Consider the following 23178-nt stretch of genomic DNA (forward strand, 5'->3'; position numbering starts at 1 on the left):
CATTTGATTTGCCGCATGTTGCATCGCAAGAGCGCGACCGCATCATGTTCTAGGGGTTCATCCATGACCAATATCCTGCCCGTCCTCGATCGTGCCAGCGCCGGCATTCCGGCCAGCCTCGAACGCCTGTTCGAACTGGTGCGCATCAAGTCCATCTCGACCGATCCGGCCTTCAAGGCGGAGTGCCGCCGGGCGGCCGAGTGGCTGGTCACGGAGCTGCGTTCGCTCGGCTTCGACGCGACGGTGCGCGACACGCCCGGCCACCCCATGGTCGTCGCCCATCACGATGGCGCAAGGCCCGATGCGCCGCATGTCCTGTTCTACGGTCACTACGACGTCCAGCCGGTCGATCCGCTGAACCTGTGGGACCATGATCCCTTCGAGCCTGCGGTGCGCGATGCGGGCGAGGGTCGGCGCGTCATCACCGGTCGCGGCACCTCTGACGACAAGGGTCAGCTCCTGACCTTCGTGGAAGCCTGCCGCGCCTACAAGGAAACGACGGGCGCGCTGCCCTGCCGCGTCACCATCCTTTTCGAAGGCGAGGAGGAGTCGGGTTCGCCCTCGCTGAAGCCCTTCCTCGAGGCCAATGCCGCCGAGCTGACGGCCGATTTCGCCCTCGTCTGCGATACCAGCATGTGGGACGCCGACACGCCGGCGATCTCCGCAGGCCTGCGCGGCCTCGTCGGCGAGGAGATCGTCATCAAGGCGGCTGACCGGGATCTGCATTCCGGCTATTTCGGCGGCGCTGCGGCAAACCCGATCCACATCCTGTCGGACATCCTCGCCGGCCTGCACGACGACACCGGCCGCGTGACGCTCGACGGCTTCTACGACGGCGTCGAGGAGACGCCGACCCAGATCAAGGCGGCATGGGAAACGCTCGGCAAGACGGCTGAGAGCTTCCTCGGCGAGATCGGCCTGTCGATTCCTTCGGGCGAAAAGGGCCGCTCGGTGCTCGAACTCACCTGGGCGCGCCCGACCGCCGAGGTCAACGGCATCACCGGCGGCTATACGGGCGAAGGCTTCAAGACGGTGATCGCCGCCGAAGCCTCGGCAAAGGTCTCCTTCCGCCTCGTCGGCAAGCAGGATCCGGCGAAGATCCGCGACGCGTTCCGCGCCTATGTGCGGGCACGGGTGCCGGCCGATTGCTCGGTGACGTTCCACGCCCATGGCGGTTCGCCGGCCATCCAGCTCCCCTACGATTCCGCGCTGCTCGGCAAGGCGAAGAGCGCACTGTCGGACGAATGGCCAAAGCCCGCCGTGGTCATCGGCATGGGTGGCTCCATCCCGATCGTCGGCGATTTCCAGAAGATGCTCGGCATGGAATCCCTGCTCGTCGGCTTCGCGCTGTCGGACGACCGCATCCATTCGCCGAACGAGAAATACGAGCTGCGCTCCTTCGAAAAGGGCATCCGCTCGTGGGTGCGCATTCTTTCGGCGCTCGCAGCGCGCTGACGCAGATGTGATGAGATGGGAGGCCAGCATTAACCGGACGGAACGGAAATGCTGGTTTCTTCAAAAAACAAGGGCCGCGCGCGGACAGGCGACGACGGCCCGGACATGGGGAAGGGTGAGGATGGCATCAGGAAAGATTGCGAGAAACCCTCGCTGCTCAGGCTATGGCGCGCCGGGAGCAGAGGGGGAGGCAGGATGAAGCGGCTGAAAAAATTCTTCTGGCCGCTCGTCAGCACAGCCGCGATCATCCTGTCGATCTACATCCTCTACAAGGACCTGCGGGGCCTGTCGCTCGACGAGTTCATGGCGAGCCTCCATGCCATTCCGGTCTCCGGCTGGCTGCTCGCCTGCGGCGCGACCCTGCTCGCCTATGCGGCGCTTGCCGCCTATGACCATCTGGCGCTCGAACACCTTGGTCACCGTATCTCGCTGTGGTTCATCACCATCACCTCCTTCACCACCTATGCGCTGTCGCACAATATCGGCGCTTCGGTGTTTTCAGGTGCGCTGGTGCGCTATCGCGCCTATACGTCGAAGGGGTTGACCGGATCGGAGGTGGGCGTTCTCGTCGCCTTCTGCTCCTTCACCTTCGCGCTCGGCACGGTCATGCTGTTCGGCCTGGTGCTGGTGCTGGAACCGGAAATCGTCGAGCGCTTCTCCCATCTTCTGCCGATCGAGGCGGCGTTTTCGACGGGGATCTTCATTCTTGCGCTGGTCGCGCTCTACGTGGTCGGCAGTCTCGTCGGCTTCCGGCCGATCGATACGCGCTGGCTGAAGCTGGAATATCCAAAACCCTCGCTGGTCTTCCGCCAGCTCTTCATCGCGCCGATCGAACTCATCGGCGCGGCGGCGATCATCTACTTCGTGCTGCCGGAGGCGGGCAATCCGGGCTTCTTCGTCGTGCTCGGCATCTTCCTCGCCTCCTTCTCGGTCGCGCTGCTGTCGCATGCGCCGGGCGGCATCGGCGTCCTGGAGCTCGTCTTCATCGCCGGCCTGCCGGATATGGATCCGGCGGCGGTGCTGGCGGCGCTTGCCGTCTTCCGGCTGTTCTACCTGATCATCCCCTTCATCATGGCGTTGGTGGTCATTCTCATCTTCGAACGGCAGCGGTTTCTCAGCCGGCTGAGCAACGGCGAGGATTGAGGCGATGGAGAAGTTTGGTTCATCTTGCATTCAGTCGAATTGTTTCATGCTGTCATCCGTCTTGATCACTGTAAAACAGTGACTATCCAAGGGAGACCGACATGAAGACAACGATCAAGGGCGGCATTGCCGCTGCCATGGCCGTCGCCATGTTCGCCACGACATTCGTATCCGCACCGGCCTTCGCCATGCCGATGCCGAAGGTCGGCGCTTCTCAGGCGAGCGATGTGCAGGACGTGCAGTGGCGTCGTGAACGCCACGAGCGTCGCGGCTGGTATGGCGGCCATCGCGGCTATCGCTATGAACGCCGCGGCTATCGCCGCCACTCGGACGGCTGGTGGTATCCGCTGGCAGCCTTCGGCGCCGGCGCCATCATCGGCGGTGCGATCGCCAATGACGGCTATTCGCAGCCGCGCTACGAGGGCATCAACCCGCGTCACACCGAATGGTGCTATGCGCGCTATCGCTCGTATCGCGACTATGACAACACGTTCCAGCCCAACTATGGCGGCCGCCGCCAGTGCTATTCGCCCTATTATTGAGCAAGGCGCAGCCGTCTGAGTGGTTCCGCGCCGGAAACGGCGCGGCAAACCGGCGCAATTTTCCGGGCGGCCGATCGGCCGCCCGATCTTTCTCTCAAATCCCCCTCAAACTGTCGCCCGCGCGTTCACCGCTTCTTAACGACCCCTTAAATCGCCGCATTTAAGGTCCACCGGACGGCGATATTTTTAAGGGTGTATCCAACCGCTTATGGCAGCCAACCGCAAATCCCAGCGCATCGAACCGTCCTTCCAGGGATCGGGAGGCCGCGACGACGACGATTTCCACGTCGACGCAGGGGATCGCGTGGCGGGCGGGCGCAAGGGACGCGGCAAGCCGGCGAAGGCCGAGCGACCGCGGCGCGGTTCCGGCCGGCGTCGCCAGTCGTCCGGCGGCGGTTTCTTCGGCCTGTTCCGGCGGCTCTTCTACTGGTGCGTTGTGCTCGGCATCTGGGGCGCCATCGGCGTCGGCGGTCTCGTGCTCTATTACGGTGCGCGCATGCCGAGCGCCACGAGCTGGTCGATCCCCGACCGGCCGCCGAACATCAAGATCCTCGCCGTCAGCGGCGATGCCATCGCCAACCGCGGCCTCACCGGCGGCGAGGCGCTGTCGCTCGAAAACATGTCGCCCTATATCCCGCAGGCGGTCATCGCCATCGAGGACCGGCGCTTCTATTCGCATTTCGGCATCGATCCGCTCGGCCTCGCCCGTGCGATGATCACCAACATCACGACCGGCCGCATGGTGCAGGGCGGCTCGACGCTGACCCAGCAGCTTGCGAAAAACATGTTCCTCTCGCCGGAGCGCACGCTGGAGCGCAAGGTGCAGGAAGTGCTGCTCGCCTTCTGGCTGGAGCACAAATATTCCAAGGACCAGATCCTTGCGATGTATCTCAACCGTGTCTTCTTCGGCTCGAATTCCTACGGGGTCGAGGCTGCATCGCGGCGCTATTTCAACAAGTCGGCGCGCGACGTGAACCTCGGCGAGGCCGCGCTTCTGGCCGGCCTCCTGAAAGCGCCGTCCCGCCTTTCGCCGGCGCGCGATCCGGAAGCCGCCGAAGCCCGCGCCCAGGTCGTCCTCGGCGCGATGCGCGAGGAAGGGTTCGTCACCGACACCGAAATCACGACGGCGATGTCCCAGACGCCGGCCCGGGCGAAGAGCTACTGGTCCGGCGCGCAGCACTATGCCGCCGACATGGTCATGGCCCAGCTGCCGGGCATGATCGGCGACATCAAGGAAGACCTCGTCATCGACACGACGATCGACCTCGATCTCGAAAAGAAGGCCGACGAGGCGATCACCGCGCTCCTCGACAAGGACGGCGAAAAATCGAACGCCTCGCAGGCCGCGCTCGTCTCGATCGACGGCACGGGCGCGATCCGCGCGCTCGTCGGCGGGCGCGATTATGCTGAAAGCCAGTTCGACCGCGCCTCCAAGGCCAAGCGCCAGCCGGGCTCGGCCTTCAAGCCTTTCGTCTATGCCGCAGCGCTCGAAGCCGGTCGCTCGCCGCTCTCGGTGCGCAACGACGCACCGGTCAGGATCGGCAAATGGACGCCGGAGAATTACGACCAGAAGTATCGCGGCGAGGTGACGCTTTCCTCTGCGCTTGCCCAGTCACTGAACACGATCGCGGCCCAGCTTGTCATGGAAGTCGGCCCGGACGAGGTCATAAAACTCGCGCGCAGGCTCGGCATCGAATCGGAGCTGCAGTCGAATGCCTCCATCGCGCTCGGCACGTCCGAAGTGACGCTGGTCGAGCTGACCTCTGCCTATGCCCCCTTCATGAACGGCGGCTACAAGGCGACGCCGCACATCATCCGCCGCATCTCGACGGCCGACGGCCGGGTGCTCTACGAGAATACCTACGACAACCCGCCGCGCGTGCTTGAACCCAACATCGTCTCGATGATGAACGGCATGATGATGCGCGTCATCACCGAGGGCACCGGCAAGAACGCCCGTATCCCCGGCTGGTCGGCCGCCGGCAAATCCGGCACGACGCAATCCTTCCGCGACGCGCTCTTCGTCGGCTACACCAGCAACCTGACGACGGGCGTCTGGTTCGGCAATGACGACGGCAAGTCGATGAAGAAGGTGACGGGTGGCGGGCTTCCGGCAAAGGCCTGGAGCCAGTTCATGACCGCCGCCCATGAGGGCCTGTCGCCCTCGCCGCTGTTCGGAACCGCCGGCGGCGGAGAGCCTGTCGTGGACGGAACCGAGCCGGCGCCGGAAGGCGACCAGCTCTTCGACATCATCTCCCGCACGCTCGGCAACGAACCCGCCCGCGACGGGCAGGCGGTGGCGAACGAACAGACCGGTGCCGTTCCGCTCGACGACGGCTTTACGCCGCCTGCCGACGTCGGCCAGCAAGGCCAGACCGGCACACGCCGAACGACGCTTCTCGACGTGCTTCTGGGCGGCTGACGGCCGCCCGTTCATCCAAAGGCGATGGTGACGTTTGACGGCTCGACCGGATGATCTATCCAGACCCGGATACGCGTTTTCGTGGATGGCGTCTGCGCAATGGCGTATTGAGGCTCGTTCGCGTCGAACAGAATGAGCTGTTGGTTGGGGGTGTTCAGAATGGAGTCAGAATCCGGCTCTCTTGCCTCCGCAACCTCGGAGTAGGGTCCGAGGGTCACATGAGTGTCTCCATCGCTCCAATAATAGGCTGGAATGTTGACACAGTCATTAGAAACAAAGATTCCCTGCCTGTCCATATGAACTGGAATGTCTACATTTTGACGGCCTGCGACGTAGAAGCTTACATATTCCGGGGCGATCGATAGATGTTGAACGGCCATAGTGTCAAAATCTCCTCTTCGATAAAAGTCCGCCCTGTGAATTGCTGCACCACCAACAGTGTGGATAAATCCTGCTTGGCTTGCCAACTGATTTTGGTACCTGATGGTCACCGATAAAATGGCCGCGAGGTGTTCCCGAAGTCTTTCTACCACACCAATGGCGTCCATAGGTTCGACCGATGCGATCAATCTCGGACTGCTCCGTCCAGTTAAATCGTCTATTTGTTTCTGGTGCAACAACCCACTCTTTTGCATAGGGGCCAAGCCCAGTTTGTGGTAGCTTCGCCTGGAGCGCGCGGAGCATCGCTTCCTGCGTTGTCGCTTCGTTGGCTCGTATTAACCCCTCAACCGTCTCGTAGATTTGCGGGGTTGGTTTCCAGTTCGGTTCACGCCTATGAACGGCGCGTAGCGCCTCTTGCATGCGACTTGTACTGATCGCCAGCCGCACCTCCTGCGCGGGCGTGATAGTTTGCAACCTACCGAGTATGCGAACTTGTCTCCCGCCGCGAGGTCCGCGGCGGCTGACGAGGATCGGCCGGTTGCCGGAACCCTCGTCGACCCATTGCCCGCCGTCGGGATTGCCTGCGGGGACGCGCGGCTGGTCGGCGCGGAAGCCGGCCTTCAATTGGAGGGATAGAGCCAGCGCGCGGATTTCGACTAATATCGCCGCATGTCGGTAGCTCGATTGTAAAAAGGCTGGTTCGGTCGGGTCCGTCGAGATCATTTGCCACACAATCCGCTCGCGGTTCAGTCGAACAAGTGTGGGCGAGGTGGCGGCGACGGGGATGAATTGACCCCGGGAAAAATTTTACACTGCGTTCAAGTGAAGGAAAATATTATATATTTCCTTCGGCCATTCTCTCTTCGGCATCTCCGTTTGTACCGGAGGCTCTACATTTCCGGGCCGGGAGATACTATCTCTCCAGTAGCCGCCAAAAACCGCGATCCGTTGCTTGAAACACCTGAGAGGATTGTGGTTGATTGCGGGTTGCGACGAAGATACACCAAGCCCATCGGACGCGCTGATTTTGCGAGCTTTGCGGCCCGGCAATGTCTTGCAGTCGTCTGGAGGGCTCCTTATATACGCCGCAAGGCAGGGCTGAGGCCCGTGCTTTCGATAAGACCATACCATTAGGGGCTGCCAAAAGAACGCCTGAATGGGTTCCGGCAGTTCGCTTCAAGGAGAGAATGACATGGCTAAAGTAATCGGTATCGACCTCGGGACGACCAATTCCTGCGTCGCCGTCATGGATGGCAAGGACGCGAAGGTCATTGAGAATGCCGAAGGCGCGCGCACGACGCCTTCCATGGTTGCCTTCACCGAAGACGGTGAGCGGCTGACCGGCCAGCCGGCCAAGCGCCAGGCGGTCACCAACCCGGAAAACACCCTGTTCGCCGTCAAGCGCCTCATCGGCCGCCGCTACGACGACAAGCTCGTCGAGAAGGACAAGGGTCTCGTTCCCTACAAGATCGTCAAGGGCGACAACGGCGATGCCTGGGTCGATGCCCGCGGCAAGGGCTATTCCCCTTCGCAGATCTCCGCAATGATCCTTCAGAAGATGAAGGAAACCGCCGAATCCTATCTCGGCGAGACCATCACCCAGGCCGTCATCACGGTTCCCGCCTACTTCAACGACGCGCAGCGCCAGGCGACCAAGGACGCCGGCAGGATCGCGGGTCTTGAAGTGCTGCGCATCATCAACGAGCCGACCGCAGCCGCGCTCGCCTACGGCCTCGACAAGAAGGACGGCAAGACCATCGCCGTCTACGACCTTGGCGGCGGCACGTTCGACATCTCGGTCCTGGAAATCGGCGACGGCGTCTTCGAAGTGAAGTCGACCAACGGCGACACCTTCCTCGGTGGTGAAGACTTCGACATGCGTCTCGTCGAATATCTCGCAGCCGAGTTCAAGAAGGACCAGGGCATCGACCTGAAGAACGACAAGCTCGCCCTTCAGCGCCTGAAGGAAGCTGCCGAAAAGGCAAAGATCGAGCTCTCGTCCTCGCAGCAGACCGAAATCAACCTGCCGTTCATCACGGCGGACGCCTCCGGTCCGAAGCACCTGACGATGAAGCTGTCGCGTGCCAAGTTCGAAAGCCTGGTCGACGATCTCGTCCAGCGCACCGTCGCACCGTGCAAGGCAGCCCTCAAGGATGCCGGCGTCACGGCGGCCGAGATCGACGAAGTCGTTCTCGTCGGCGGCATGAGCCGCATGCCGAAGGTGCAGGAAGTCGTCAAGCAGCTGTTCGGCAAGGAGCCGCACAAGGGTGTCAACCCGGATGAAGTGGTCGCCATGGGCGCCGCCATCCAGGCCGGCGTTCTCCAGGGCGACGTCAAGGACGTCCTGCTCCTCGACGTGACCCCGCTCTCGCTGGGCATCGAAACGCTGGGCGGCGTCTTTACCCGTCTGATCGACCGCAACACGACGATCCCGACGAAGAAGTCGCAGACCTTCTCGACCGCCGAGGACAACCAGTCGGCCGTGACCATCCGCGTCTCGCAGGGCGAGCGTGAAATGGCTGCGGACAACAAGCTGCTCGGCCAGTTCGACCTCGTCGGCATTCCCCCGGCACCCCGCGGTATGCCGCAGATCGAAGTCACCTTCGACATCGACGCAAACGGCATCGTGCAGGTTTCGGCCAAGGACAAGGGCACCGGCAAGGAGCACCAGATCCGCATCCAGGCCTCCGGTGGCCTCTCCGACGCCGACATCGAGAAGATGGTCAAGGACGCCGAAGCCAATGCCGAGGCCGACAAGAAGCGCCGTGAGGGCGTCGAGGCGAAGAACCAGGCCGAAAGCCTGATCCATTCGTCGGAAAAGTCCCTCAAGGAATATGGCGACAAGGTCACGGAAGCCGATCGCAAGGCCATCGAGGACGCGATCGCCGCACTGAAGACCGCCGTCGAAGCCTCCGAGCCCGACGCGGACGACATCAAGGCGAAGACCAACACGCTCATGGAAGTCTCCATGAAGCTCGGTCAGGCGATCTACGAGGCTCAGCAAGCTGAAGAGAATGCATCCTCGGGTGAGGCCGGCGACAATGTCGTCGATGCCGACTACGAGGAAGTCAAGGACGAGGACGACCGTAAGAAGTCGGCCTAATTCTCCTGAAAAGCCGGCCGCCCAGGCGGCCGGTGCAACGGATAGCAAGAAGGCGGAAGTCAGCGCGAAGGGAACAAGGCCAAGATGATCACTCCCGTTGCAAGCGGTGACGATGTCATGGTCTTTTCTTCGCACCGGCTTCCGCCTCTTTGCGTGCGTGCTTTGCAAACGCAGGCTAAGGCAAGCTTCCAGGTCCATAACAAGAAGACCGTTCCCACGAAACGGACGTGAACCCGAATGGCAAAAGCTGATTTTTACGAGACGCTGGGTGTCTCCAAGACCGCCGACGAGAAGGAGCTGAAGAGCGCCTTCCGCAAGATGGCGATGAAGTATCACCCCGACAAGAATCCGGGTGATGCCTCCGCCGAACAGACGTTCAAGAACGTCAACGAAGCCTATGAGACGCTGAAGGACCCGCAGAAGCGGGCGGCCTATGATCGCTATGGCCACGCGGCCTTCGAGCAGGGCGGCATGGGCGGTGGCGGCGGCTTCCAGGGCGGTGGCTTCTCCGACATCTTCGAGGACATCTTTGGCGAGATGATGGGCGGCGGGCGCCAGCGGCGCTCTGCCAGTGGGCGTGAACGCGGCGGCGATCTTCGCTACAACATGGAGATCTCGCTGGAAGAGGCCTATGCCGGCAAGACGGCGCAGATCCGTGTGCCGACGTCGATCACCTGCGACGTCTGTACCGGTACGGGCGCAAAACCCGGCACCAGCCCGAAGACCTGCGCCACCTGCCAGGGCTCCGGCCGCGTGCGCGCCGCGCAGGGCTTCTTCTCGATCGAACGCACCTGCCCGACCTGCCACGGCCGCGGCCAGACGATCAGCGATCCCTGCACCAAGTGCCACGGCCATGGCCGCGTCACGGAAGAGCGCTCGCTCTCCGTCAACATTCCGGCCGGCATCGAGGACGGCACGCGCATCCGGCTCTCGGGCGAGGGGGAAGCAGGCGTGCGCGGCGGGCCGGCGGGCGATCTTTATATTTTCCTGTCGGTCAAGCCGCACGAGTTCTATCAGCGCGACGGGGCGGACCTTTACTGCACCGTGCCGATCTCGATGACGACGGCAGCGCTCGGCGGCACCTTTGACGTGGCGACGCTCGACGGCACCAAGTCGCGCGTCTCGGTGCCCGAGGGCACCCAGGCCGGCCGCCAGTTCCGCCTCAAGGGCAAGGGCATGCCGGTGCTGCGTTCCACGCAGGTCGGTGATCTCTACATCCAGATCCAGATCGAGACGCCGCAAAAGCTGACCAAGCGCCAGCGCGAGCTGCTGAAGGAGTTCGAGGAGATTTCCTCGAAGGACAACAACCCGGAATCCGCGGGCTTTTTCGCGCGGATGAAGGAGTTTTTCGAGGGCTGATCGCCGCGTTCTCGCGCGCTGCTTCGGTCGGCGTTTGATGGACAATGGAAGCCGGGGTGGAAACGCCCCGGCTTTTTTCATGCGGCGCGCAGGATGAAGGCGGCAAAGCGCTTCTGCACGAAGGGTGAGACGACGAAGACCATGGCGAACACCATGATCGGCGTGATCACGGCGGTGCGCTGCCAGATCGTCCAGCCCTCGGTGAGGGGCAGCACGATGTAGAGCAGGATGGTGATCAGCGGGTAGACGGGCAACAGCAGGGCGAGTGCCAGGTGCGGCTTGGACAGCCGGAGGGCCGGAGAATCGTCGGTCATGGAAGCAACCTTTATAAAACGGAACGTTTCGTTTATATAGAAACGAAACGTTCCGTTCAAGTGTCGCCCATGCTAGAAACGGCAAAAATGGAAGATCGGATGTCAGAGGCAGAGACCAGACCCGCCCGCCGTTCAATCGGTGCCACACGCAATCCGGCAAGCGAGGAGGCGATCCTGGCTGCGGCGGAGGCGGTACTCGTGGAAAACGGGCTCTCCGGCTTCTCCATCGAGGCCGTGGCGCGGCGCGCACGCGCCGGCAAGCCGACGATCTATCGCTGGTGGCCTTCGCAAGCTGCGCTTCTGCTGGATGTCTATCATCGTCGCAAGCGGGCGAACTTCACCTTCCCGGACACAGGCAACGTTCGCGACGACCTGCGGGCCCATCTTTCTGGCCTGCTGACGACATGGCGCGAGGGCACGGGCGGCGAAGTGTTCCGCTGCGTCGTGGCAAAGGCGCAGGGCGAGCCCGATGCGCTGGCTGCCCTTTCGGCCTATATGCGCGATCGCCGCCGCCAGAGCAGCCGGATCATCGAGATGGCGCAGGCGCGCGGCGAGGTGCGCCCGGACGCCAGCCCCGAGCTCGTCACCGAACTTCTGTCGAGCTTCGCCTGGGGTCGGCTTCTGACCGAACGGCTCGATGTCTCCGAGGCGGAAATCGACGCCGTGATCGAGACGGTGCTGGCCGGCATCGCCGTGAAGCCGGCCGGCTGATGGCTTAGCCCGCGGCTCGCAGCAGCGTCAGGCGGCCATCGGCGTCGATCTTCGTCGTGACGCCCTCATAGCTCTGCAGCGTCGGATGGCCGGTCTCGATCGGATGATGGTGCGTTGCCGTCATCACCAAGACATGGGCGCCGGCGCCCTCGCCGGCCAGAATGCCTGCCGGCACGTCCTCGAAGACCAGGCAATCGGCCGGATCGAAGCCGAGACGATCAGCGCCGAGCCGGTAGCCGTCCGGCGCCGGCTTGCCGCGGGTCACGTCGTCGGCCGTCACGATGACTGTCGGCAGGGGGATGCCCGCGGCGGCGAGGCGGCGATGGGCGAGTGCCACCGGCGCCGAGGTGACGATGCCCCAGCGGCCGGCTGGGAGGGCGGAGAGGAAGGCGATCGCGCCCGGGATCGGCAGCACGCCCTCGATATCCTCCATCTCCTCGCGTTCGACCTCCTTGGCCTCGGCAATGGGATCGACGCCCGGCAGACCGAGCCGGGTGATCGTATCGATGCCGCGCACGCCATGCATGGTCGGCAGGAAGGTGGCGACGTCCAGCCCGTGCTTCAGCGCCCAGCGTGTCCAGACGCGTTCGGTGGCCGGAATGGAGTTGATGATCGTGCCGTCCATGTCGAAGAGGAAGGCGGAAAACGAACGGTCGAAGACGGGGAGGGAAGAGGACAAGGCAAGGACCTGCGGGCTGGGAGGGGAGGATGCGAAGCGCGGCGGGATGTCCTGGCTTACCTGCTCCCGGCCATGCAGGCAACCGGCTTGAACTGCTGGATTTTCCGCACGGCCCTGTCCGGTGGAGCGCTGTTCCTGGCACGGGTTCCGCTCGCTGTTCTCGCCGTTGCGGCTTGCGTGGCGCCAGGCGTCTGCCCATCTTTCTGTCGTTGCCCGATTTATGCGCCGCAGGGTGATTCCCCTTGGCGGCAAAATGCTCTAGCTCTCACCCCATGCCGCACAAGGTTTCCCTTTCCCGCCTCAAGCTCACGGATTTCCGCAACTATGCGGGCCTGTCGCTGCCGCTCGACGGGCGGCACGTCGTGCTGACAGGACAGAACGGCGCGGGCAAGACCAATCTCATGGAGGCCGTATCCCTGCTTTCGCCGGGCCGGGGCCTGCGCCGCGCGCCCTATGGCGATGTCGTGCGCGCCAGCGCCAGCGGCGGCTTCACGATCTTCGCCACGCTCGACGGCATGATGGGCGAGGTCGATATCGGCACCGGCACGGAGGGGGGCGACGAGGGCCAGGCGCGAAAACTCCGACTGAACGGCACGCCTGCCCGCACCGTCGATGAACTGCTGGACCACCTGCGTGTCGTCTGGCTGACACCGTCCATGGACGGCCTTTTCACCGGTCCTTCCGCCGATCGCCGTCGCTTCCTCGACCGGCTGGTGCTGTCGCTCGATCCCGAACACGGCCGCCGGGCAGCGGATTTCGAGAAGGCGATGCGCGGTCGCAACCGGCTGCTCTCCGAACCGCGGCCGGATCCTGCCTGGCTGACGGCGCTGGAAAAGCAGATGGCCGAGCTCGGCATCGCCATGGCGCATGCCCGCCACGAACTCGTCGGCCTCATCTCCGGCCTCGTGGAGGCGGCGCGCGACGATGGACCGTTCCCGTCGGCGAGCATGCGTCTCTCCGGCTTCCTCGATGGAGAATGGCAGCGCCCGGCCTATGAGATCGAGGACATCTATCTCGGCATGCTGCAGGATGGCCGCTATAGGGACGCCGCCGCCGGCCGCACGCTGGACGGCCCGCACCGCGGCGATCTCCTGATCCGCCACCGCGAAAAGGACATGGAGGCCGAGCGCTGCTCGACGGGCGAGCAGAAGGCGCTGCTCGTCGGCCTCATCCTCGCCCATGCCGGCCTTGTCGGCGGCATGACCGGCCATGCACCGGTGCTGCTGCTTGACGAGATCGCCGCCCATCTCGACGAGGGCCGCCGGGCCGCGCTGTTCGACCGGGTCGATGCACTCGGAGGACAGGCCTTCATGACCGGTACCGACCGGTCGATGTTCGATGCGCTCGGCGATCGCGCGCAGTTCCTCACCGTCTCGCATGGAGGCATCGTGCCATGACCGATCCGCTCAGTCCCGAAGAGATCGACCGCTACCGGCGGCATATCGTGCTCGCTGAGATCGGCGGTGCGGGGCAGCAGAAGCTGAAGCAGGCGAATGTGCTGATCGTCGGCGCCGGCGGGCTCGGCGCGCCGGTCATCCAGTACCTTGCCGCTGCCGGCATCGGCCATATCGGCGTGCTGGACGATGACAGCGTCTCCCTCTCCAATCTCCAGCGCCAGGTGATCCACGACACCGCCGGTCTCGGCACGCCGAAGGTCGCGAGTGCCGAAGCCGCCGTTGCCCGTCTCAACCCGCACGTGACCTTCACCGGCATCGCCGAGCGGCTGACGGCCGACACGGCCGCACGTCTCCTCGCCGGCTACGACCTCCTCGTCGACGGCTCCGACAATTTCGACACGCGTTATGCCTCCGCCGACGCCGCGGAGATTGCGCGCATTCCGCTCGTCACCGGCGCTGTCGGCCGCTTCGACGGCTCGGTCACTGTGCTGAAGCCCTATGAGGCCGGGACAGACGGTATGCTCAATCCCGGCTACCGCGATCTCTTCCCCACGGCCCCTCCGCCGGGCGTCGTGCCGGCCTGCGCCGAAGCCGGTATCGTCGGTGCGCTGACGGGTGTCATCGGCACGTTGATGGCGATGGAGGTGATCAAGCTCGTCACGGGCGCCGGTGATCCGCTGGTCGGGCGGTTGTTGCTCTATGACGGGTTGGCTGCGCGCTTCGAGACGTTGAAATACAAGCGTCGCAAGGGCGGGCAATGACGGAAGTCCGCCCGATCGGACCGGATTTCGACCGCTGGGACGCGCTGTTGTCGCTGATCCTCTCGGCTTTCGCCTTCATGGACGGTCTCATAGACCCGCCATCCTCCGCCCATCGGCTGACACCCGACGCACTTGCCAAGAAGGCGCGGGAGGAAATCGGGCTTCTCGCCGTGGAGGGGGAAATGCTGCTTGGCTGCATGTTCCTGAAGCCGGAGGAAAAAAGCCTCTATATCGGCAAGCTCGCTGTCCTGCCGTCCTTTCAGGGACGCGGCGTGGGGCGGTCTCTCCTGGAGCACGCCGAGGCGCTGGCGCGGAAAAAGGGCCTGGCGACGCTCCGGCTCGAAACGCGGGTCGAACTGGCCGCCAACCATGCCCTTTTTGCCCGGTGGGGCTTCGTCAGGACGGCCGAGAAATCTCATCCTGGCTTCGCGCGCCCCACCTCGATCGAAATGCGCAAGACGCTGGTCTGATCACACCCGGCTCGGCAGCACGCGGTCCGGCGGCCGGTGGCCGTCGAAGAAGGTGCGGATGTTGATGACGACCTTCTCGCCCATGTCGACGCGGCCTTCGAGCGTTGCCGAACTCATGTGTGGCAGCAGCACGACCTTGCCCTCGGCGGCGAGCTTCAGCAGCTTCGGATTGACCGACGGCTCGTTCTCGAAGACGTCGAGGCCGGCGCCGGCGATCTTGCCTTCGCGCAGGCACTTGATCAGCGCCGTCTCGTCGATGATGCCGCCGCGCGCCGTGTTGACGATGTAGCTCGTCGGTTGCATCAGCTCGAGCCTTCGGGCCGACAGCAGGTGATAGGTCGCCGGCGTCGAGGGGCAGTTGACCGAAACGATGTCGACGCGCGCCAGCATCTGATCGAGGCTGTCCCAATAGGTCGCCTCCAGCGCGTCCTCCGTGTCCGGGCGCACGCGGTGGCGGTTGTGGTAGTGGATGGAGAGGCCGAAGGCCTTGGCGCGGCGGGCGACGGCGGTGCCGATGCGGCCCATGCCGACAATGCCGAGGCGCTTGCCCCAGATGCGTCGGCCGAGCATCCAGGTCGGCGACCAGCCGGCCCATTCGCCCTTGCGGTCCGTCAGGATGCGCGCACCTTCCGCCAGCCGGCGCGGGGCGGCGAGGATCAGCGCCATCGTCATGTCGGCGGTGTCCTCGGTGAGAACGTTCGGCGTGTTGGTAACGGTGATGCCGCGCCGGGCCGCCGCCTCCACGTCGACATTGTCGACACCGTTGGAGAAACAGGCGATCAGTTTGAGCTGGGGGCCGGCCTGCTCGATGAGCGCGGCGTCGATCCGGTCCGTCAGCGTCGGCACCAGAACGTCGGCCGATTTGACGGCGGCGACGAGTTCGGGCTGGCTGCGCGGCGTGTCGTCGATGTTGAGTTCCGCGTCGAACAGCTCGCGCATCCGGGTCTCCACGACCTCGGGCAGGCGGCGGGTGATGTAGACCTTCGGTTTTTTCTTCTGGGTCATGGGCTGTTCCGGCGTCCTGTTGACGGGTCCTTAACCAAGTTGGGCAAGGATTGCTTCATCAGGGGCATTTTCTACCAGACCCGGTCGCGAAGACAATCCGCCGTCTTTGGCGTTCCCGCGATTTGCCACTTCGCGCCGGTCCGGCAGTATCATGCCCTCTCCAGTTTGTGCGGATCGTCCATGCGTAACCTTGTCCTGCGTCTCAGCCTTGCCGCCCTTGCGGGCATCCTCGTTTCCGTTGCCGGCGTCCAGTACGCCCATGCCCAGGCGGCCAAGGGGCCGAGCGGCCTGCCGCTGCCCCGCTTCGTCAGCCTCAAGGCGAAAAGCGTCAACCTGCGCGTCGGCCCCAGCGTCGACTATGCCGTCGCCTGGCGCTACCTCAAGTCCGGTGTGCCGGTCGAAATCATCCAGGAGTATGACAACTGGCGCCGTATCCGCGATGCGGATGGCACCGAGGGCTGGGTCAACCAGGCGCTCCTGTCAGGCGAGCGCACGGCCGTGACCGCGCCGTGGATGCGCGGCAAGGGCGAGGGCATCTTCGTCAACATGCGCCGCGACGCCATGTCGAACTCGTCGGTCATTGCGAAGATCCAGCCCGGCGTCGTCGTCAAGGTCGGCGAATGCAATGGCGACTGGTGCCGCGCCGAGGCGGATGGCACGGCCGGCTGGGTCTCGCAGAACGAAATCTGGGGTGCCTATCCCGGCGAGGCCTTCAAATAAGGCCGACCTTCCTGGCCTCCTCCGCCAGCGACAGCAGCGGGCGGGGGCCGACCTGCTGGATGACGAGGCCGGCGGCGAGGCTGCCGAGCCGGCCGCAATCGGCCAGCGACCGTCCGGCCGTATAGCCATAGAGGAAGCCGGCAGCATAGAGGTCGCCCGCGCCCGTCGTATCGACGACGCTGGGGATGCTGATCGCGTCCACATTGATGCGCTCGCCCTTCGACAGGATGACAGAGCCTTCCTCGCTCATCGTCACTGCCGCCAGCCGGCAATCCGCGGCGATGCGTGTCAGTGCCTCCTCGAAATCCTCGGTCTCGTAGAGCGCCAGGGCTTCCGCCTTGTTGGCGAAGACGATGTCGATCGTGCCGGAGCGCATGAGGTCGAGGAATTCGCCGCGGTAGCGGTGCACGCAGAAACTGTCCGACAGCGTCATCGACATTTCACGGCCGCTCGCATGGGCGATGCGGGCGCAATCGCGGATCGCATCCTTGGCGCGCGGCGGATCCCAGAGATACCCTTCGAAATAGGTGACCTTGGCCTCGGCGACGACGCTTTCCTCCACATCCTCGGGGCCGAGCTCCACGCAGGCGCCGAGATAGGTGTTCATCGAGCGCTCGCCGTCGGGCGTGACGAAGATCATCGAGCGGGCGGTCGGCGGCGGGCCGGCCAGCGGCTTCGTCTCGAAATGCACGCCCTGGGCGCGGATATCGTGGATGAAGATCTCGCCGAGCTGGTCGTTCGCCACCTTGCCGAAATAGGCGGCCCTGCCACCGAAGCTGGCAACGCCAGAGGCGGTGTTGCCGGCGCTGCCGCCGGAGGCTTCGAGTGCGGGACCCATGCGGGAATAGAGCAGTTCCGCCCGTTCGGCGTCGATGAGGTTCATCGCGCCCTTGATGATGCCGTTGTCCGTGATGAAGTTCTCATCGCAGCGCGCGATGATGTCGACGATGGCATTGCCGACCGTCAGCACGTCGAATTTGGTCATGCGGGGTTCCCGTCTCCCTAAGCATGCCGCGCAAAAGTGCTCAGCGGTTTTGCGACGACGGCATGCGCCAAAACAAGTGGTAAGAGCCGGGGGTTGGTCTTAACGGATTTTCCGCAAGTTGGAAGAAAAAAAGCCGCCGCGCCGTCTCCGGCGGGCAGCTTCTTATGGTGCGGCGCATAAGCCTTTCGATCGGTGTGGATCGAAGGAAAGGCACTGTGCGCCCTTAAAAAGGATCAGTCCTTGGCGCGTTCCACGTAGGAACCGTCTTCCGTCGCGATGACGACGCGCGTGCCGGCGGTGATGTGCGGCGGCACCAGCGTGCGAATGCCGTTCGACAGGATCGCCGGCTTGTAGGACGACGAGGCCGTCTGGCCCTTTACGACCGGTTCCGTCTCGGTGATCTCGAGCGTGACGTGGCGCGGCAGGTCGATGGCGATGGCAACGCCTTCATGTACCGACAGGATGACCGTCATGCCTTCCTGGAGATAGGCCTTGAGGTCGCCGATGTCCTCGTGGGACATGGTCAGCTGGTCGTAGCTTTCCGGATTCATGAAATGGTAGCCGTCGCCATCCTCATAGAGGAAGTTGTGCTCGCGGTCTTCCACGAAGGCACGCTCGACCTGTTCGGTCGTGCGGTAGCGTTCGGAAACCTTCACGCCGTCGGAGATGCGGCGCATGTCGACCTGGGTGACCGGCGTGCCCTTGCCCGGGTGGAAGTTCTGCGCCGTCAGCACGACATAGAGCTTGCCTTCGACCTCGAGGACATTGCCCTTGCGGACGGAAGAGGCGATGATCTTTACCATAAGTCTTCCTTGTAACTGGATGGATCGCGGCGTACAGGACCGCCGTGAGACGCCTTCCCCGAGTGCCGAAAATGTGTTTTCGGGGCCGCAACTATCCTATATTCCGGCAAAAGACCAGTCTGTCCGCCGGCAAGCGCGAAGAAACCTGCCACAGGAACGTCATGAGCCTGAAGCCCTCGCCCTGGTGGGCGCCCGATGTCCATGCCGATCGCCGGCCGTTCCTTCTGGCGCGAAACCGCATCCAGGCGGCGTTGCGCGGCTGGTTCACGGCGCGCGACTTCATCGAGGTGGATACGGCGACGCTGCAGGTCTCTCCGGGCAACGAGGCGCATCTGCACGCCTTCGAGACCGCCGCGATCGGCCATTCCGGTGCAAGGACGCCGCTTTACCTGCACACCTCGCCGGAATTCGCCTGCAAGAAGCTGCTGGCGGCGGGCGAACAGCGCATCGCCTGCTTCGCCCATGTCTACCGCAACCGGGAACGCGGGCCGCTGCATCACCCGGAATTCACCATGCTGGAATGGTATCGGGCGGGCGAGGCCTATGAGGTGCTGATGGAGGATTGCGCCGAAATCCTCGTGTTGGCCGCCGGAGTGACGGGCGTATCGATGCTCACCTATCGCGGTGCGACCTGCGATCCGGCCCTGCCGCCGGAGCGGCTGACAGTGGCGGATGCCTTCCGGCGGCATGCCGGCATCGACCTTCTCGCTTCGATCGACCCTGATGGCGCGACGGACCGCGCGCGCCTTGCCGCCGCCATGCGGGCGGCCGGGCTGCGCGTGGCGGAAGACGACACCTGGGCCGATCTCTTCAGCCGTATTCTGGTTGAAAAGGTCGAGCCGCAGCTCGGTTTCGGCCGCGCCACCATTCTGTGTGAATATCCGACCGCGGAAGCGGCGCTTGCCCGCCCGGCGGCGCGGGACCGGCGGGTCGCCGAGCGGTTCGAGCTCTATGCCTGCGGCGTGGAATTGGCCAATGCCTTCGGCGAGCTGACCGATCCGGACGAGCAGCGCCGACGCTTCGAGCTGGAAATGGCGGAAAAGGTCCGCGTCTACGGCGAGACCTATCCGCTCGACGAGGATTTCCTTGCCGCACTCGCCCATATGCCGGAGGCGAGCGGCATCGCGCTCGGCTTCGACCGGCTGATCATGCTGGCGACGGGCGCCGCGCGCATCGACCAGGTGATCTGGGCGCCGGTCGCGGAGACGGCGCCATGACGGCGGCACGCAGCCTGACGACGGTGGCCGAACTCGTCGAGGCCGGTCTCGTTCCCGAGGCGGGGCGGGCGGGCGCGACGGCCGTTGCCGCGCGTTATGCCGTTGCCGTCACGCCGCCGCTCGTCGCGCTGATCGATCCTGCGGATCGCGCCGATCCGATCGCCCGCCAGTTCGTGCCCGACCCCGCCGAGCTCGAGACTTTGCCGGAGGAGCGCGCCGATCCGATCGGCGATCTCGCGCACAGCCCGGTCGAGGGCATCGTGCACCGTTATCCCGATCGTGTCCTGCTGAAGGCCGTGCATGTCTGCCCGGTCTATTGCCGCTTCTGTTTCCGCCGCGAGATGGTCGGGCCCGAAGGGCTCGGCACCCTGTCCGCCCAGGCACTCGATGCGGCGATCGCCTATATCGCGGCGCGGCCGGCGATCTGGGAGGTGATCCTGACGGGCGGCGATCCGCTCGTGCTCTCGCCGCGCCGGCTGCAGGCCATGATGGAACGGCTTGCCGCCATCCCCCATGTGAAGATCGTGCGGTTCCACAGCCGCGTGCCCGTCGTCGATCCCGCGCGGGTGGATGCCGCGCTGATCGCGGCGCTGAAGGCCTCCGGCAAGACGACCTATGTGGCGCTGCACGCCAACCATCCGCGCGAATTCACCGCCGAGGCCCGTGCCGCCATCGCCCGCATCGTCGATGCCGGTATGGTGATGATCAGCCAGACGGTGCTGCTGAAAGGCGTCAACGACGATGCGGCGGTGCTGGCCGATCTGATGCGCACCTTCGTCGAGAACCGGATCAAGCCCTATTACCTGCATCATCCCGACCTTGCACCGGGCACGGCGCATTTCCGCCTGACGCTCGCCGAGGGCAGGGCGCTGGTCGAGAGCCTGCGCGGCCATGTCTCGGGTCTCTGCCAGCCGGACTATATCCTCGACATCCCCGGCGGGCACGGCAAGGTGCGTGCGGATTCGGCGGCGGTCGAAGAGGCGGACGATGGCTGTTTCCGTCTTCGTGATTTTCGCGGGCAAACGCATTCCTATCCGCCACGGCAGGACGAGGCATAACGTCAGCGCGAGGTGACGGCACCCTTCAGGACAAAAGAGCGGCTGCCGGCGTCTCGCCAGCGGGCTTTCGCACGCGTTTTTTCGTCTTTGTGCGGGGGAGCCGCAGGATTTCGGGGAATCCCGCGCTTCGGAGACTTGACGACACTTTCGTCAAAATGCCCACTTTAAACGATTGATAGCGTTGCCGGACAATTGTATTTCTTTTGTCGACAAGAGGATTTTCGATGACCGATACCGATTCCAGTTCCTTGCCCGAACGCAAACGAGGCTCCGGTGTGAAGATGGTCTATGACCTCTTGCGCGACGAGATCCTCGACCTGAAGCTTGCCCCCGGCAGCCCGATCGACGAGGTGCAGCTTGCCGAGCGGTTCAAGATGTCGCGCACGCCGATCCGCGAGGCGCTGGTCCGGCTTGCCGGCGAGGGGCTGATCGAGACCCTGCCGAACCGCTCGACCATGGTCTCGAACATCGACTTCCTCAACCTGCACACCTTCTTCGACGCGCTGGTGCTGATGTACCGGGTGACGACGCGGCTTGCGGCGCAGGCGCACCGCCCCGAGGACCTCGCCATCATCAGAGGGTTTCACGAGGACTATGCGGCGGCGCTCAAGGCGCGCGACGCCCTGACGATGATCGCCACCAATGCGGCCTTCCACGCCGCGATCGCCGAGGCCGGGCGCAATCCCTATTTCACCAGCCTGTTCCGCCGGCTGCTCGACGAGGGACGGCGCATCCTGCAGCTCTACTACCAGTCCTACGACGAGCAGTTTCCCCAGCGCTTCGTGGATGAGCACGCCGCGATCATCGCCGCCATCGAGGCACGTGACATCGAGGAGGCGGACCGGCTCGGCAAGGCCCATGCCGAGGCGATCGTCGCCCAGGTGCAGAAGCTGTTCAGCCGCAACGACAGGCTCGACATTGCGCTCTGACAGGTGCTGTATTTTTCTTGTCGACAAATAAAATACAAGATGCTATACCCATCATCAGAGAGAGGGGAGGCCCAGTGCATCGTGCCGGCCGACCATCCGATGAACCGCCAAAGGAGACCGACATGAAGGCCAAGATTTTTTCCGGCGTCATTCCCGCCCTGATGACCCCCTGCAAGGACGACCGCACGCCGGATTTCGACCAGCTGGTGCGCAAGGGCAAGGAACTCATCGAAAAGGGCATGTCGGCTGTCGTCTATTGCGGCTCGATGGGTGACTGGCCGCTGCTGACCGACGCGCAGCGCATGGAGGGCGTCGAGCGCCTCGTCAAGGCGGGCATCCCGGTCATCGTCGGCACCGGCGCCGTCAACACCGCCTCGGCCGTCGCCCATGCCGCCCATGCCCAGAAGGTCGGTGCACAGGGCCTCATGGTCATCCCGCGCGTCCTCTCCCGCGGCTCCGTCGTCGCTGCCCAGAAGAACCACTTCAAGGCGATCCTCTCGGCTGCGCCGGATCTGCCGGCCGTCATCTACAACAGCCCCTACTACGGCTTCGCCACCCGCGCCGACCTGTTCTTCGCGCTGCGCGAAGACCACAAGAACCTCGTCGGCTTCAAGGAATTCGGCGGTGCGGCCGACATGCGTTATGCGGCCGAGAACATCACCAGCCGCGACGATGACGTCTCGCTGATGATCGGCGTCGATACCTGTGTCTTCACCGGCTTCGTCGATTGCGGCGCCGTCGGCGCGATCACCGGCATCGGCTGCGTGCTGCCGAAGGAAGTCATCCACATGTGCAACCTCGCCCAGGCTGCCGCCAAGGGCGACCCGGATGCCCGCGCCCGCGCGCTGGAGCTGGAATCGGCGCTTGCCGTGCTCTCCTCCTTCGACGAAGGCCCGGACCTCGTTCTCTACTTCAAGCACATGATGGTGCTGAAGGGCGACAAGGAATACACGCTGCACTTCTACGAGACCGACGCGCTTTCCGACAGCCAGCGCGGCTATGTCGAAAGCCAGCTGAAGCTGTTCGATACCTGGTATGCCGAATGGAGCAAGCTGCCGGGCGCCGTGCAGACCTACAAGGCGTAAGCCTCCGATCACCCCCATGGGCATTTCACGCCGCCTGCAGCCCACGCTGCGGGCGGCGTTTCGTTTTGCATTGCCGCCGTGGTCCGCTTTTGCGACTGTCGCGAAAATCGACCGTGAGGAACCGGAAATGCCTTCCCTGGACATGCTGCTTGCCTTCGCCGTGACCACGGCGATCTTCGCCTTCATTCCCGGCCCCGCCATGCTCTATGCCGCCGCCCGGACCATGGCGGGCGGTCGCGCGGCGGGCCTGATGGCGGTGCTCGGCATCCATCTGGGATCCTATGCCCATATCATCGCCGCCGCGGCCGGGCTTTCCGCCCTGTTCCATGCGGTGCCGGTCGCCTATACCGTCGTCAAGCTGCTGGGAGCCGCCTATCTCGTCTGGCTCGGCATTTCGCTTTTCCGATCGACGGATATGCGGGAAGAGGGTGATGTCACCGTGGTGCCGAAGGGCGGGCGGCGGGCGTTTATCCAGAGCATCACCGTCGAGGTGCTCAGGGTCCGGACCCAATAATTAGCTTTCCTTGAGCGCTGGGGCATGATTCATTGCCGCGACGAAAGGGCGGTGAGATGTCTGATTTCTTTTGGTTTTCCGATGCGCAGTGGGAACGGATCGAACCGCTCCTGCCAACGGATGTG

The 23178-nt window shown here is 64.2% G+C and carries 21 protein-coding genes and 1 pseudogene; 16 read left to right on the plus strand and 6 right to left on the minus strand.

Translation table 11 applies throughout. The annotated features are described in order from the left end of the window. Positions 1-63: 63 nt before the first annotated feature. The 4 genes from EXZ48_RS28605 (at position 64) to EXZ48_RS28620 (ending at position 5562) form a co-directional block, all read left to right on the plus strand. Entirely contained in the window at positions 64-1455 is a 1392-nt protein-coding gene (locus tag EXZ48_RS28605; RefSeq protein ID WP_130520210.1) for a M20/M25/M40 family metallo-hydrolase, read from the plus strand. Positions 1456-1650: 195 nt separating this feature from the next. Beyond that, entirely contained in the window at positions 1651-2598 is a 948-nt protein-coding gene (locus tag EXZ48_RS28610; protein WP_050742793.1) for a lysylphosphatidylglycerol synthase domain-containing protein, read from the plus strand. A 101-nt stretch (positions 2599-2699) separates the two neighbouring features. Next, positions 2700-3140 (plus strand): BA14K family protein, encoded by a 441-nt coding sequence (locus tag EXZ48_RS28615; protein ID WP_023517190.1) that lies wholly within the window; start codon positions 2700-2702, stop codon positions 3138-3140. A gap of 208 nt (positions 3141-3348) precedes the next feature. Continuing rightward, positions 3349-5562: a transglycosylase domain-containing protein gene (locus EXZ48_RS28620; RefSeq protein ID WP_130520213.1), complete on the plus strand. Its 2214-nt coding sequence runs from the start codon at positions 3349-3351 to the stop codon at positions 5560-5562. Positions 5563-5573: 11 nt separating this feature from the next. Here EXZ48_RS28620 and EXZ48_RS28625 read toward each other — a convergent pair whose 3' ends face one another. Next, complete coding sequence (locus EXZ48_RS28625) at positions 5574-6131, minus strand: hypothetical protein (protein WP_165909452.1); 558 nt, start codon at positions 6129-6131, stop codon at positions 5574-5576. Between the two features lie 1004 nt (positions 6132-7135). Between EXZ48_RS28625 and dnaK the strand changes: the two genes are divergently transcribed. Both dnaK and dnaJ read left to right on the plus strand, forming a co-directional pair. Then, positions 7136-9046 (plus strand): molecular chaperone DnaK, encoded by a 1911-nt coding sequence (dnaK, locus tag EXZ48_RS28635; protein ID WP_024270972.1) that lies wholly within the window; start codon positions 7136-7138, stop codon positions 9044-9046. Positions 9047-9283: 237 nt separating this feature from the next. Continuing rightward, positions 9284-10405: a molecular chaperone DnaJ gene (gene dnaJ, locus EXZ48_RS28640; RefSeq protein WP_023514631.1), complete on the plus strand. Its 1122-nt coding sequence runs from the start codon at positions 9284-9286 to the stop codon at positions 10403-10405. Between the two features lie 77 nt (positions 10406-10482). Here the strand turns inward: dnaJ and EXZ48_RS28645 are convergent, their stop codons facing one another. Beyond that, the gene (locus EXZ48_RS28645; protein WP_130520219.1) at positions 10483-10719 is read right to left on the minus strand and encodes a hypothetical protein; all 237 of its coding nucleotides are present in this window, start codon (positions 10717-10719) and stop codon (positions 10483-10485) included. Positions 10720-10818: 99 nt separating this feature from the next. On the opposite strand from EXZ48_RS28645, the gene EXZ48_RS28650 reads away from it, so the two are divergent. Beyond that, complete coding sequence (locus EXZ48_RS28650) at positions 10819-11430, plus strand: TetR/AcrR family transcriptional regulator (protein WP_130520221.1); 612 nt, start codon at positions 10819-10821, stop codon at positions 11428-11430. 4 nt (positions 11431-11434) lie between these two features. Here the strand turns inward: EXZ48_RS28650 and EXZ48_RS28655 are convergent, their stop codons facing one another. Continuing rightward, on the minus strand, positions 11435-12109 hold the full coding sequence (locus EXZ48_RS28655) for an HAD-IA family hydrolase (protein ID WP_245462383.1): 675 nt from the start codon (positions 12107-12109) through the stop codon (positions 11435-11437). 272 nt (positions 12110-12381) lie between these two features. Here EXZ48_RS28655 and recF point away from each other — a divergent pair, with 272 nt between their 5' ends. The 3 genes from recF to EXZ48_RS28670 are packed head-to-tail and all read left to right on the plus strand — an operon-like array spanning position 12382 to position 14737. Further along, positions 12382-13506, plus strand: a complete 1125-nt coding sequence (recF, locus tag EXZ48_RS28660; RefSeq protein WP_023514635.1) for a DNA replication/repair protein RecF — start codon at positions 12382-12384, stop codon at positions 13504-13506. Beyond that, positions 13503-14267, plus strand: a complete 765-nt coding sequence (locus EXZ48_RS28665) for a molybdopterin-synthase adenylyltransferase MoeB (protein WP_130520224.1) — start codon at positions 13503-13505, stop codon at positions 14265-14267. Before recF ends, EXZ48_RS28665 begins: the two co-directional genes overlap by 4 nt. Then, the gene (locus tag EXZ48_RS28670; protein WP_130520226.1) at positions 14264-14737 is read left to right on the plus strand and encodes a GNAT family N-acetyltransferase; all 474 of its coding nucleotides are present in this window, start codon (positions 14264-14266) and stop codon (positions 14735-14737) included. The genes EXZ48_RS28665 and EXZ48_RS28670 overlap by 4 nt, the downstream gene beginning before the upstream one ends. On the opposite strand, the gene EXZ48_RS28675 is transcribed toward EXZ48_RS28670, so the two are convergent. Beyond that, on the minus strand, positions 14738-15742 hold the full coding sequence (locus EXZ48_RS28675; protein ID WP_023514638.1) for a D-glycerate dehydrogenase: 1005 nt from the start codon (positions 15740-15742) through the stop codon (positions 14738-14740). It abuts the gene before it with no gap. 180 nt (positions 15743-15922) lie between these two features. On the opposite strand from EXZ48_RS28675, the gene EXZ48_RS28680 reads away from it, so the two are divergent. After that, on the plus strand, positions 15923-16462 hold the full coding sequence (locus EXZ48_RS28680; protein ID WP_023514639.1) for an SH3 domain-containing protein: 540 nt from the start codon (positions 15923-15925) through the stop codon (positions 16460-16462). Here the strand turns inward: EXZ48_RS28680 and EXZ48_RS28685 are convergent. Together EXZ48_RS28685 and efp are read right to left on the minus strand one after the other, a co-directional pair. Continuing rightward, the gene (locus EXZ48_RS28685) at positions 16455-17447 is read right to left on the minus strand and encodes an adenosine kinase (RefSeq protein WP_023514640.1); all 993 of its coding nucleotides are present in this window, start codon (positions 17445-17447) and stop codon (positions 16455-16457) included. The genes EXZ48_RS28680 and EXZ48_RS28685 overlap by 8 nt on opposite strands. Before the next feature lie 233 nt (positions 17448-17680). Beyond that, entirely contained in the window at positions 17681-18250 is a 570-nt protein-coding gene (gene efp / locus EXZ48_RS28690; RefSeq protein WP_024270973.1) for an elongation factor P, read from the minus strand. A 161-nt stretch (positions 18251-18411) separates the two neighbouring features. Between efp and epmA the strand changes: the two genes are divergently transcribed. From epmA to EXZ48_RS28715, 5 genes and pseudogenes are all read left to right on the plus strand, one after another. Continuing rightward, positions 18412-19467: an EF-P lysine aminoacylase EpmA gene (gene epmA, locus EXZ48_RS28695; RefSeq protein ID WP_130520228.1), complete on the plus strand. Its 1056-nt coding sequence runs from the start codon at positions 18412-18414 to the stop codon at positions 19465-19467. Then, positions 19464-20525, plus strand: a complete 1062-nt coding sequence (locus EXZ48_RS28700) for a lysine-2,3-aminomutase-like protein (RefSeq protein WP_130520229.1) — start codon at positions 19464-19466, stop codon at positions 20523-20525. The genes epmA and EXZ48_RS28700 overlap by 4 nt, the downstream gene beginning before the upstream one ends. A 224-nt stretch (positions 20526-20749) precedes the next feature. After that, positions 20750-21454: a GntR family transcriptional regulator gene (locus EXZ48_RS28705; protein WP_023514929.1), complete on the plus strand. Its 705-nt coding sequence runs from the start codon at positions 20750-20752 to the stop codon at positions 21452-21454. 122 nt (positions 21455-21576) lie between these two features. After that, positions 21577-22539 carry a dihydrodipicolinate synthase family protein gene (locus EXZ48_RS28710; protein WP_023514928.1) on the plus strand — a complete coding sequence of 321 codons (963 nt, stop codon included), beginning with the start codon at positions 21577-21579 and terminating at the stop codon, positions 22537-22539. Positions 22540-22666: 127 nt separating this feature from the next. Continuing rightward, positions 22667-23047: pseudogene (locus EXZ48_RS28715) on the plus strand (LysE family translocator); the annotation flags it as partial. Positions 23048-23178 lie beyond the last annotated feature (131 nt).

The organism is Shinella sp. JR1-6, from assembly GCF_004284735.1.
In the GTDB taxonomy this organism is placed as follows: domain Bacteria; phylum Pseudomonadota; class Alphaproteobacteria; order Rhizobiales; family Rhizobiaceae; genus Shinella.

Coding starts and splice junctions, on each gene's coding strand:
- EXZ48_RS28605 (WP_130520210.1), top strand. CDS start 64: ATGACCAATATCCTGCCCGTCCTCGATCGTGCCAGCGCCGGCATTCCG.
- EXZ48_RS28610 (WP_050742793.1), top strand. CDS start 1,651: ATGAAGCGGCTGAAAAAATTCTTCTGGCCGCTCGTCAGCACAGCCGCG.
- EXZ48_RS28615 (WP_023517190.1), top strand. CDS start 2,700: ATGAAGACAACGATCAAGGGCGGCATTGCCGCTGCCATGGCCGTCGCC.
- EXZ48_RS28620 (WP_130520213.1), top strand. CDS start 3,349: ATGGCAGCCAACCGCAAATCCCAGCGCATCGAACCGTCCTTCCAGGGA.
- dnaK (WP_024270972.1), top strand. CDS start 7,136: ATGGCTAAAGTAATCGGTATCGACCTCGGGACGACCAATTCCTGCGTC.
- dnaJ (WP_023514631.1), top strand. CDS start 9,284: ATGGCAAAAGCTGATTTTTACGAGACGCTGGGTGTCTCCAAGACCGCC.
- EXZ48_RS28645 (WP_130520219.1), bottom strand. CDS start 10,719: ATGACCGACGATTCTCCGGCCCTCCGGCTGTCCAAGCCGCACCTGGCA.
- EXZ48_RS28650 (WP_130520221.1), top strand. CDS start 10,819: ATGTCAGAGGCAGAGACCAGACCCGCCCGCCGTTCAATCGGTGCCACA.
- recF (WP_023514635.1), top strand. CDS start 12,382: ATGCCGCACAAGGTTTCCCTTTCCCGCCTCAAGCTCACGGATTTCCGC.
- EXZ48_RS28665 (WP_130520224.1), top strand. CDS start 13,503: ATGACCGATCCGCTCAGTCCCGAAGAGATCGACCGCTACCGGCGGCAT.
- EXZ48_RS28670 (WP_130520226.1), top strand. CDS start 14,264: ATGACGGAAGTCCGCCCGATCGGACCGGATTTCGACCGCTGGGACGCG.
- EXZ48_RS28675 (WP_023514638.1), bottom strand. CDS start 15,742: ATGACCCAGAAGAAAAAACCGAAGGTCTACATCACCCGCCGCCTGCCC.
- EXZ48_RS28680 (WP_023514639.1), top strand. CDS start 15,923: ATGCGTAACCTTGTCCTGCGTCTCAGCCTTGCCGCCCTTGCGGGCATC.
- EXZ48_RS28685 (WP_023514640.1), bottom strand. CDS start 17,447: ATGACCAAATTCGACGTGCTGACGGTCGGCAATGCCATCGTCGACATC.
- efp (WP_024270973.1), bottom strand. CDS start 18,250: ATGGTAAAGATCATCGCCTCTTCCGTCCGCAAGGGCAATGTCCTCGAG.
- epmA (WP_130520228.1), top strand. CDS start 18,412: ATGAGCCTGAAGCCCTCGCCCTGGTGGGCGCCCGATGTCCATGCCGAT.
- EXZ48_RS28700 (WP_130520229.1), top strand. CDS start 19,464: ATGACGGCGGCACGCAGCCTGACGACGGTGGCCGAACTCGTCGAGGCC.
- EXZ48_RS28705 (WP_023514929.1), top strand. CDS start 20,750: ATGACCGATACCGATTCCAGTTCCTTGCCCGAACGCAAACGAGGCTCC.
- EXZ48_RS28710 (WP_023514928.1), top strand. CDS start 21,577: ATGAAGGCCAAGATTTTTTCCGGCGTCATTCCCGCCCTGATGACCCCC.